The 523-nt window shown below is 69.4% G+C and carries 1 protein-coding gene; it reads right to left on the bottom strand.

The features are described 5' to 3' along the window. A partial coding sequence (locus IMZ11_RS43660) for a hypothetical protein (protein ID WP_228649593.1) occupies positions 1 to 523 on the bottom strand: 523 nt, incomplete at both ends.

The following is a 523-nucleotide window of genomic DNA, read 5'->3' on the forward strand; positions in this document are numbered from 1 at the left end:
ATCTCTTCCTGCTCGGCCTTGCGGACGATGTTGACCAGCGGCACGCCGTCGGCCAGGCACGCCTTGACGAGCATCTGGCCGAGGTTCGAGGCCGCGGCGGTATGCACCAGAGCCGAATGTCCTTCGCGGCGCATGGTTTCCAACATACCCAGCGCCGTCAGCGGGTTGACGAAGGACGATGCGCCCTCTTTGGCGCTGGTCCCCTCGGGCAGCACCAGACACGCCTCGGCCTTGACCACCCGGTACTGCGCGTACATCGCTCCACCGGCGATCCCGACTGTCTTACCCAGTAGCGCTTGCGCCTGCGCCGACTCCCCCGCCGCCACCACCGTGCCCGCGCCTTCGTTACCCACCGGAAGCGAGATGCCGACGCGTGCCGCCATCCCGGCCAGTGCCCCGTCGCGCAGTGGCGCGGTGACGACAGGCCGGTCCGAAGTGCCCGCGACCGTGGCCGCCGACATGCCGGCGGCGCTGGGAATCAGCAGACCCAGATCCGACGGGTTGATCGGCGAGGCCTCGACCC

Origin of the sequence: Microtetraspora sp. AC03309, assembly GCF_020826795.1 — a bacterium.
GTDB classification, from domain to species: domain Bacteria; phylum Actinomycetota; class Actinomycetes; order Streptosporangiales; family Streptosporangiaceae; genus Microtetraspora; species Microtetraspora glauca.